Genomic DNA, 6402 nt, shown 5'->3' with positions numbered 1-6402 from the left:
GCGCAGGGACACCCAGACGTACGTGCCGTCCCGGCGGCCGAGGCGGAGCTCCGCGCGTCCGCCCTCGGCCGAGGTGCGCAGCAGGGTGCCTATGTCCTCGGGGTGGACGAGGTCGGAGAAGGAGTAGCGGCGCATCGCGGAGGCGGGGCGGCCCAGCAGGCGGCACAGGGCGTCGTTGGTGCGCAGGATCCGGCCGTGCTGGTCGCCGCCCATCTCGGCGATGGCCATGCCGGAGGGGGCGTACTCGAAGGCCTGCCGGAAGCTCTCCTCGCTGGCCCTGAGAGCCTGCTGCTCCCTTTCGAGTCTGACCAGTGCCCGCTGCATATTCGCACGTAGACGCGCGTTGCTGATCGCGATGGCGGCCTGGAAGGCGTACATCTGGAGCGCTTCGCGACCCCAGGCGCCGGGCCGGCGGCCGTTGCGCGGCCGGTCCACGGAGAGCACGCCGATCAGCTCGCCGCACTGTCCGCCCGACCCGCTCGGCGTGTACATGGGCGCGAACAGCCGGTCGGAGGGGTGCCACTCGTCCTCGAAGCGGGGCGCGGGCCCGTCGGTGTACCACTGCGGGACGTCGTCGTCGTCGAGGACCCAGCCCTCGGTGTGCGGGATGAAGACCAGGTCGCCCCAGGTCTCCCCCATGCTCAGCCGGCGCTCCCAGGACTCGCGGGAGCCCACCCGGCCGGTGATCAGCGCCTCGGCGGCCTGGTTCCCGGAGAAGGCGGCGACCACGAGGTCGCCGTCGGGGCGCACGAGATTGACGCACGCCAGTTCGTAACCGAGTGCGGTGACCACGCCGTTCGCGACGGTCTGCAGTGTGTCGGCCAGGCTACGGGCCGTGTTCATGTCGGCCATGACCTGGTGCAGTTGTCGCAGGGACGCAAGACGGACGTAGGGCTCCGACTCGGTCTCCATTGCTTGCCCTCCCCCCGAGACCTCGCAGCGAATCAAGGGTCATCTGTCCAGCCACTGAATCACAGCGCGCTGCCCGCTCGGTACACAGGGTCAACAATTGGTACCTCTTGTGACTCAAGTCACAGCGAAAGGTGAGCAATTGAGCGGGGTTTCTGCGTTTTTCCTGTGCGCTTACTGAACACAAACTTTGGGCGATTGTGGAGCCCCTGGTGAGCGGTCCGCCGGAAGACCTAGGTCCGGTCTCGGGCGGAGGCCCGATGCGCGACACGCGACGCCGAGATTAGCGTTTCCGGCGTGTCGAACCCTCCCGCCCCCGCCGTCCCGATGATCCCCTCGCCCGCCTCCGGGCATGCTGTGGGGGTGAGCAACGACGAGTTCCGCGCGGCCATGTCCCGGCTGGCCGCGGGCGTGGTCCTGGTGACCGCGTTCGAGCCCCCGCTCGACGCCGAGGGACCCGGGGGCGAGGACGTCGGCATGACCGCCACGGCCTTCCTGTCGGTCTCCCTCGACCCGCCTCTGGTGCTGGTCAGCCTGCGGACCGGCTCCCGGATGGACGACCTCCTCGACGAGCAGCCGCACTGGGCGGTCTCCGTCCTGTCCGAGAGCCAGCGGCACATCGCCGGCCGCTTCGCCATGAAGGGCCGCATCAGCGACCGCCTGCTGTTCGAGGACATCCCGTACGTCCGCGGCGCGGCGACCGGCGCCGCGCTCGTGGGCGGCGCCCTCGCCACCCTGGAGTGCCGCACCGAGCAGCGCGTCCAGGCCGGTGACCACACCCTGGTGATCGGCCGGGTCCTGACGGCGGACGTGCCGAGCGCGGACGGCGGTCCGCTGACCTATTTCCGGGGCAGGTACCGGCAGTTGGGATGAATTCCGTGGCGCCGCGCGCATCCGCCCGCCTAAGGTCCCCGGATGACATTCGCACCACGCCTCGAAGAGATCACACCCGGGAATTTCGAAACCGCGACCGCTATACGCGTCCACCCCGACCAGGAATTCGCGGTCTCCCCGGTCATGCAGTCCCTCGCCGAGGCCTACGTCCATCCCCCGGGCGTGGCCTGGCCCCGCCTGATCGTCGACGGCGACCGCCCGGTCGGCTTCCTGATGGCCTTCCTCGACATCGACTGGCGCGCCGACGGCGGCACCCTGCTCCGCTCCGGCCTGTGGCGCCTGAACATCGCGGCCGACGCCCAGGGCAGGGGCTACGGCCGCTTCGCCGTGGACTCGGTCGCGGCTGAGCTGCGCCGCCGGGGCACGAAGGAGCTGTACGTCACGTGGCACGAGGGCGAGAAGGGCCCGGCGGAGTTCTACACCAGGCTGGGTTTCCGCAGGACCGGGGAACTGAGCGGCGGAGAGACGGTGGGGGTCCTGGAGCTGGCGTAGGCCGTGTACGAACGTGAACGCGAAGCGTTTTTAGGGGCGCGGGGAACTGCGCGACCAGCCCCGACGGCGCCGCACCCGAAAGGCAGCCGGTCACCCCCAGTCCCGCCCCGACCGCCCCCGCTTCGTGTCCGACCGCGCCTTCTTCTCCCGCAACCGCCGCTCATTGATCCCGCGAGGGATCCGCGTGGGCCGCCGCGGCTTCGGCGGCGGCGCCGTCGCCTCCGCCAGCAGCGCAGCCAACCGCACCGCCGCCGTCTCCCGGTTCCGCCACTGGGACCGGTGCTCGGAGGACCGTACGGTCACGACCCCGTCGACGAGCCGCGAGGCCAGCCTGTCGAGAGCCCGCTGCTTCCACACCTCGGGCAGGGCCTCGGTGCGGGCGAGGTCGAAGCGCAGCTCGACCTGGGAGTCACTGGTGTTGACATGCTGACCGCCCGGACCGGACGACCGCGAGAAACGCCACATGAGCTCGGCCTCGGGAAGCGAGACGGAGCCGCGGATGACGTAAGGACCGGACATGAGGTCCATGTTCCCGCCTCTGACCAGTCCACGTCACCCCAATATCCCCCGGCCGCCGCCTGCTTCCGCTTGGGTAAAGAAAGTAAAGAAGCGGGGAACCTTCGACACCTCTCGCGGCGTTCATAGAGGTAGCTGTAGCTTCGTGCCCGTTACTTAACGAGGGAAGGGACTCCCAACAATGGCTGTAAGCCTGTCCAAGGGTGGCAACGTCTCGCTCACCAAGGAGGCTCCGGGCCTGACCGCCGTCACCGTGGGCCTCGGCTGGGACGTCCGCACCACCACCGGCACGGACTTCGACCTCGACGCCTCCGCGATCGCGGTCAACACGCAGGGCAAGGTCTACTCGGACGCCCACTTCGTGTTCTTCAACAACAAGCAGACCCCGGACAGCACCATCGTCCACACCGGTGACAACCGCACCGGCGAGGGCGCGGGCGACGACGAGGCGATCAACGTCAACCTGGCCGGCCTCCCGGCCGACATCGACAAGATCGTCTTCCCGGTCTCGATCTACGACGCGGAGAACCGCTCGCAGAACTTCGGCCAGGTCCGCAACGCCTACATCCGCATCGTGAACCAGGCCGGCGGCGCCGAGATCGCCCGCTACGACCTCTCCGAGGACGCGGCCACGGAAACGGCGATGGTCTTCGGCGAGCTGTACCGCAACGGCGCGGAGTGGAAGTTCCGCGCGGTGGGCCAGGGCTACGCGTCCGGCCTGGTCGGCATCGCGCAGGACTTCGGTGTCAACGTCTGAGGTTCGCTGAGCTGAGCGGGAGCCCCTGGCCGTACCGGCCGGGGGCTCCGGCGTCAGTGCTGCGACACGAACGCGGTCCAGCTGGCCGGGGTGAAGGCCAGACGGGGACCGGCGGTGTCGTGCTTGGAGTCCCGGACGTGAACCGTGCGAGGCGCTACCGCGATCTCGACGCAGGAGTTGCCGTCGTTGCCGCTGCTGTAGCTGCTCTTGAACCACGCCAGGTCGGAGACGTCCCCGGCAGCGGACTTGCGGATCATGTTTCTCCCAGCAGTTGTTCGATGAGGACCAGCGACTCTCTTGGTGAGAGAGCCTGCGCGCGGATCGTGCCATACCGCAGTTCCAGGATGCGCAGCTGTTTCGGATCCGAGGTCGGACGACCCTCGGAACGCCCAACAGCCGTTCCATCAGGGAACTTCAGCAGCTCGATCTTTCCGTCCAGACCGGAGTGCACTTCGGTGTTCAGCGGCATCACCTGAAGCACGACGTTGTGCAGCTGCCCCACCTCCAGCAGGTGTTCGAGCTGCCGTCGCCACACCATTGTGCCTCCGATGGGACGACGCAGGGCCGCCTCTTCCAGCACGAAGTGAATGGACGGGGCCGGAACGCGCTCGAAGACCGACTGCCGCGCGAGCCGAGCGGTCACCATGCGCTCCACATCGTCCGGCGAATAGGGCGGCTGCGCGGCGGAGATCACGGCGCGTGCATGCTCAGGCGTCTGCAACAACCCATGGACGCTGTTGCACTCGTAGACCCCGATCTCAACGGCCTGCCCCTCCAACTTGGCAAGCTCGCGCACCTTCTTGGGATACCGGACCTTCTTGACGTCCTCCCAGGCCGCCGAGATGAGCCCGCCGGCCCCCAACACCTCGTCCGCCCTGTCCAGATACTCCTGTCGGGGAATCCGCTTGCCGCCCTCGATCTTGTAGACGAGGTCCTCGCCGTACCCGACCGCCTCCCCGAACTCCGCGGCCCGCATCCCCACGGCCTCGCGCCGCAGCTTCAGTTGCCGCCCGACGGTCGCGATGACCGCGACTCCCCACTCGTCGTCCGGGTCGACCGTCTCGCCGTCCACACGCATCCCGCGCCCCTCCGCCGTACGTCCCTACTCGCCTCGCCCTACCCCTACGACGGCCCCCGACAGCCCGGACACGACCGGACAGTGTCCGGACAGTCACCGTACGTATCGACTCCGTCACTGTTCACGGTAAGCGAGCACCACCACGCTGAGTGACGTGAATCAAGAAACCGCTGTGATCCGCAACTTCAGCGTCCTGCTCTCCCCGACCCCGCGGGGCGCCCGCCTGGCCAGACTCCTGGCGACGGAGCAACTGCGCGAGTGGGGACTCCCGTTGCACCCCGCGGAGCACATCGTGGCGGAGCTGGCGGCGAACGCGGCGACGCACGGCCGGGTCCCGGGACGCGACTTCCGCGTGACGCTGTACGTCGTCGGGGACACCCTGCGCATCGAGGTCACGGACACCCGGGGTGACCACCTCCCCCACACCGAACTCCCGCCCCCGGACACGGAGTCGGGCCGCGGCCTCCTACTGGTCGACGCCCTGTCCACCCGCTGGGGCGTCTCCCCCGGCCCTTCACCACGCAAGACGGTGTGGGCCGAGGTGACGTACCCCTAGCGCTCCGCCCTCCCCCTCCTCCACGACCTGAGGCGAACGAAAAGACAGAGCAGGAGGAAGGAGAGGACCAGTCCCACACCCAGGTCGAGCAAGGCGTCGGCCAGCTTTCCGACGGAGAAGTCGCGGGCAAGGGAGAACAGGTGGATCACGAACTCCAGGAAAACTCTGCCCAGGAGCAGCAAGGCCAGGTACTCGAGCGAGACGTCCCACGGGCTGGTGCGGGCCCCGCGCTCCCGCCTCGCTCTCGTCACCGCCGACCTACCTGACGTCGACGAAGTCGCCCGGCGCTGTCGCGGGGGCCGTGGTGGGGGTGCCCGCGAAGGAGTAGCGGTAGTAGCCGTCGACCGTGGCCTTCGTCGTGGTCTTCAGGACGCCCGTGCTGTTGGTCTTGATGGTCTTGAGGGTGGTGTAGGTGCTGCTGCCCTTCTTGCGGAACTGGAGCTTCACCGGCTGCGAGACATAGCCCGCGTACTTGCCCGTGGACCAGTTCGCGCGGGCGAGCTTGCCCGTGACGGTGATCGTCCTGCCCTTCTTGACCGGCTCGGGAGTCGCGTCGGCGGTCAGCGTGGCGGCCTTCTTGATCGAGGTGGTGGTGACGTCGTCGTTGTAACTGGCGTTCGCGTAGAGGTCCCAGCCGCCCAGGAACAGCTTCCACTTCCCGGCGACGCCGTTGTCCTTCATGTCGGTGGCCGGGTGGATGTTGAAGACGGCCTTGCAGTGGTAGGTGCCCTGGGTGGCCGTCTCCGTGCAGTCGGGGTCGTCGTCCGTCCCCAGGCCACCGGTGATGCCCTCCGTGGTCGAGCTGTCGGTGCCCTGCCAGAGGAAGGCCTCGGTGACGGCCACGCCGTTCTGGTCGGTGGCGGTGTACGTGACGACGACGGTCTTCGTGCCGGTGGTGCCGAGGACGATGTCCTTGCCGCCGTTGACGACCGCGTCCGTGAACTTGGTGTTGCCCAGCGAGTCGTTCGGTCTGAGCTCCAGCGCACTGCTGCGTTCCGCCGCCTGCGCGACGACCGGAACGGCGAGCGCGGACAGCACGACGGCTCCGGAGACAACGGCAGTGACCGCAACACGTATTCGCATGTATCCCCCACCTACGGGCCTGTTGATCTCCGCATCCTAGGAACACGCGTCCTACGAGTGAAGATTTTTTGTGCAATAAGTGCGTAAGCACCGGCACCTGGGGATCCGGGCGCCGGT

General features: G+C 68.4%; 9 protein-coding genes and 1 pseudogene. 4 read left to right on the top strand and 6 right to left on the bottom strand.

The genetic code is table 11. The annotated features are described in order from the left end of the window. A pseudogene (gene cdgB / locus ACFULQ_RS38690) lies at positions 1-912 on the bottom strand (diguanylate cyclase CdgB); the annotation flags it as partial. A gap of 324 nt (positions 913-1236) precedes the next feature. Between cdgB and ACFULQ_RS38685 the strand changes: the two are divergent. Together ACFULQ_RS38685 and ACFULQ_RS38680 are read left to right on the top strand one after the other, a co-directional pair. Beyond that, positions 1237-1782, top strand: a complete 546-nt coding sequence (locus tag ACFULQ_RS38685; protein WP_383553463.1) for a flavin reductase family protein — start codon at positions 1237-1239, stop codon at positions 1780-1782. 42 nt (positions 1783-1824) lie between these two features. Continuing rightward, a complete protein-coding gene (locus ACFULQ_RS38680) occupies positions 1825-2295 on the top strand; it encodes a GNAT family N-acetyltransferase (protein ID WP_383553457.1) in 471 nt (156 codons plus the stop codon). Positions 2296-2385: 90 nt separating this feature from the next. On the opposite strand, the gene arfB is transcribed toward ACFULQ_RS38680, so the two are convergent. After that, a complete protein-coding gene (arfB, locus tag ACFULQ_RS38675; protein ID WP_383553454.1) occupies positions 2386-2823 on the bottom strand; it encodes an alternative ribosome rescue aminoacyl-tRNA hydrolase ArfB in 438 nt (145 codons plus the stop codon). Between the two features lie 169 nt (positions 2824-2992). Between arfB and ACFULQ_RS38670 the strand changes: the two genes are divergently transcribed. Continuing rightward, the gene (locus ACFULQ_RS38670) at positions 2993-3568 is read left to right on the top strand and encodes a TerD family protein (protein WP_037709701.1); all 576 of its coding nucleotides are present in this window, start codon (positions 2993-2995) and stop codon (positions 3566-3568) included. A gap of 53 nt (positions 3569-3621) precedes the next feature. Here ACFULQ_RS38670 and ACFULQ_RS38665 read toward each other — a convergent pair whose 3' ends face one another. After that, positions 3622-3825 (bottom strand): DUF397 domain-containing protein, encoded by a 204-nt coding sequence (locus tag ACFULQ_RS38665; RefSeq protein ID WP_383553451.1) that lies wholly within the window; start codon positions 3823-3825, stop codon positions 3622-3624. Further along, positions 3822-4646: a helix-turn-helix domain-containing protein gene (locus ACFULQ_RS38660; RefSeq protein WP_383553449.1), complete on the bottom strand. Its 825-nt coding sequence runs from the start codon at positions 4644-4646 to the stop codon at positions 3822-3824. Before ACFULQ_RS38660 ends, ACFULQ_RS38665 begins: the two co-directional genes overlap by 4 nt. Positions 4647-4800: 154 nt before the next feature. Between ACFULQ_RS38660 and ACFULQ_RS38655 the strand changes: the two genes are divergently transcribed. Further along, entirely contained in the window at positions 4801-5202 is a 402-nt protein-coding gene (locus ACFULQ_RS38655) for an ATP-binding protein (protein WP_383553447.1), read from the top strand. Here the strand turns inward: ACFULQ_RS38655 and ACFULQ_RS38650 are convergent. Beyond that, entirely contained in the window at positions 5199-5453 is a 255-nt protein-coding gene (locus ACFULQ_RS38650; protein WP_383553445.1) for a hypothetical protein, read from the bottom strand. The genes ACFULQ_RS38655 and ACFULQ_RS38650 overlap by 4 nt on opposite strands. Positions 5454-5460: 7 nt before the next feature. Next, positions 5461-6285: a hypothetical protein gene (locus ACFULQ_RS38645; RefSeq protein ID WP_383553443.1), complete on the bottom strand. Its 825-nt coding sequence runs from the start codon at positions 6283-6285 to the stop codon at positions 5461-5463. Between the last annotated feature and the right edge of the window lie 117 nt (positions 6286-6402).

The sequence above is a fragment of the Streptomyces sp. NPDC057253 genome (assembly GCF_042669125.1).
Classification (GTDB): Bacteria; Actinomycetota; Actinomycetes; order Streptomycetales; family Streptomycetaceae; genus Streptomyces.
The sequence above is the reverse complement of the archived record's forward strand: the minus strand, read 5'-3'. Positions and strand labels throughout refer to the sequence as shown.

What these genes read in the sequence shown, in the direction of transcription:
- ACFULQ_RS38685 (WP_383553463.1), top strand. Translation starts at nt 1,237, where the DNA reads ATGATCCCCTCGCCCGCCTCCGGGCATGCTGTGGGGGTGAGCAACGAC.
- ACFULQ_RS38660 (WP_383553449.1), bottom strand. Translation starts at nt 4,646, where the DNA reads ATGCGTGTGGACGGCGAGACGGTCGACCCGGACGACGAGTGGGGAGTC.
- arfB (WP_383553454.1), bottom strand. Translation starts at nt 2,823, where the DNA reads ATGGACCTCATGTCCGGTCCTTACGTCATCCGCGGCTCCGTCTCGCTT.
- ACFULQ_RS38670 (WP_037709701.1), top strand. Translation starts at nt 2,993, where the DNA reads ATGGCTGTAAGCCTGTCCAAGGGTGGCAACGTCTCGCTCACCAAGGAG.
- ACFULQ_RS38645 (WP_383553443.1), bottom strand. Translation starts at nt 6,285, where the DNA reads ATGCGAATACGTGTTGCGGTCACTGCCGTTGTCTCCGGAGCCGTCGTG.
- ACFULQ_RS38680 (WP_383553457.1), top strand. Translation starts at nt 1,825, where the DNA reads ATGACATTCGCACCACGCCTCGAAGAGATCACACCCGGGAATTTCGAA.
- ACFULQ_RS38665 (WP_383553451.1), bottom strand. Translation starts at nt 3,825, where the DNA reads ATGATCCGCAAGTCCGCTGCCGGGGACGTCTCCGACCTGGCGTGGTTC.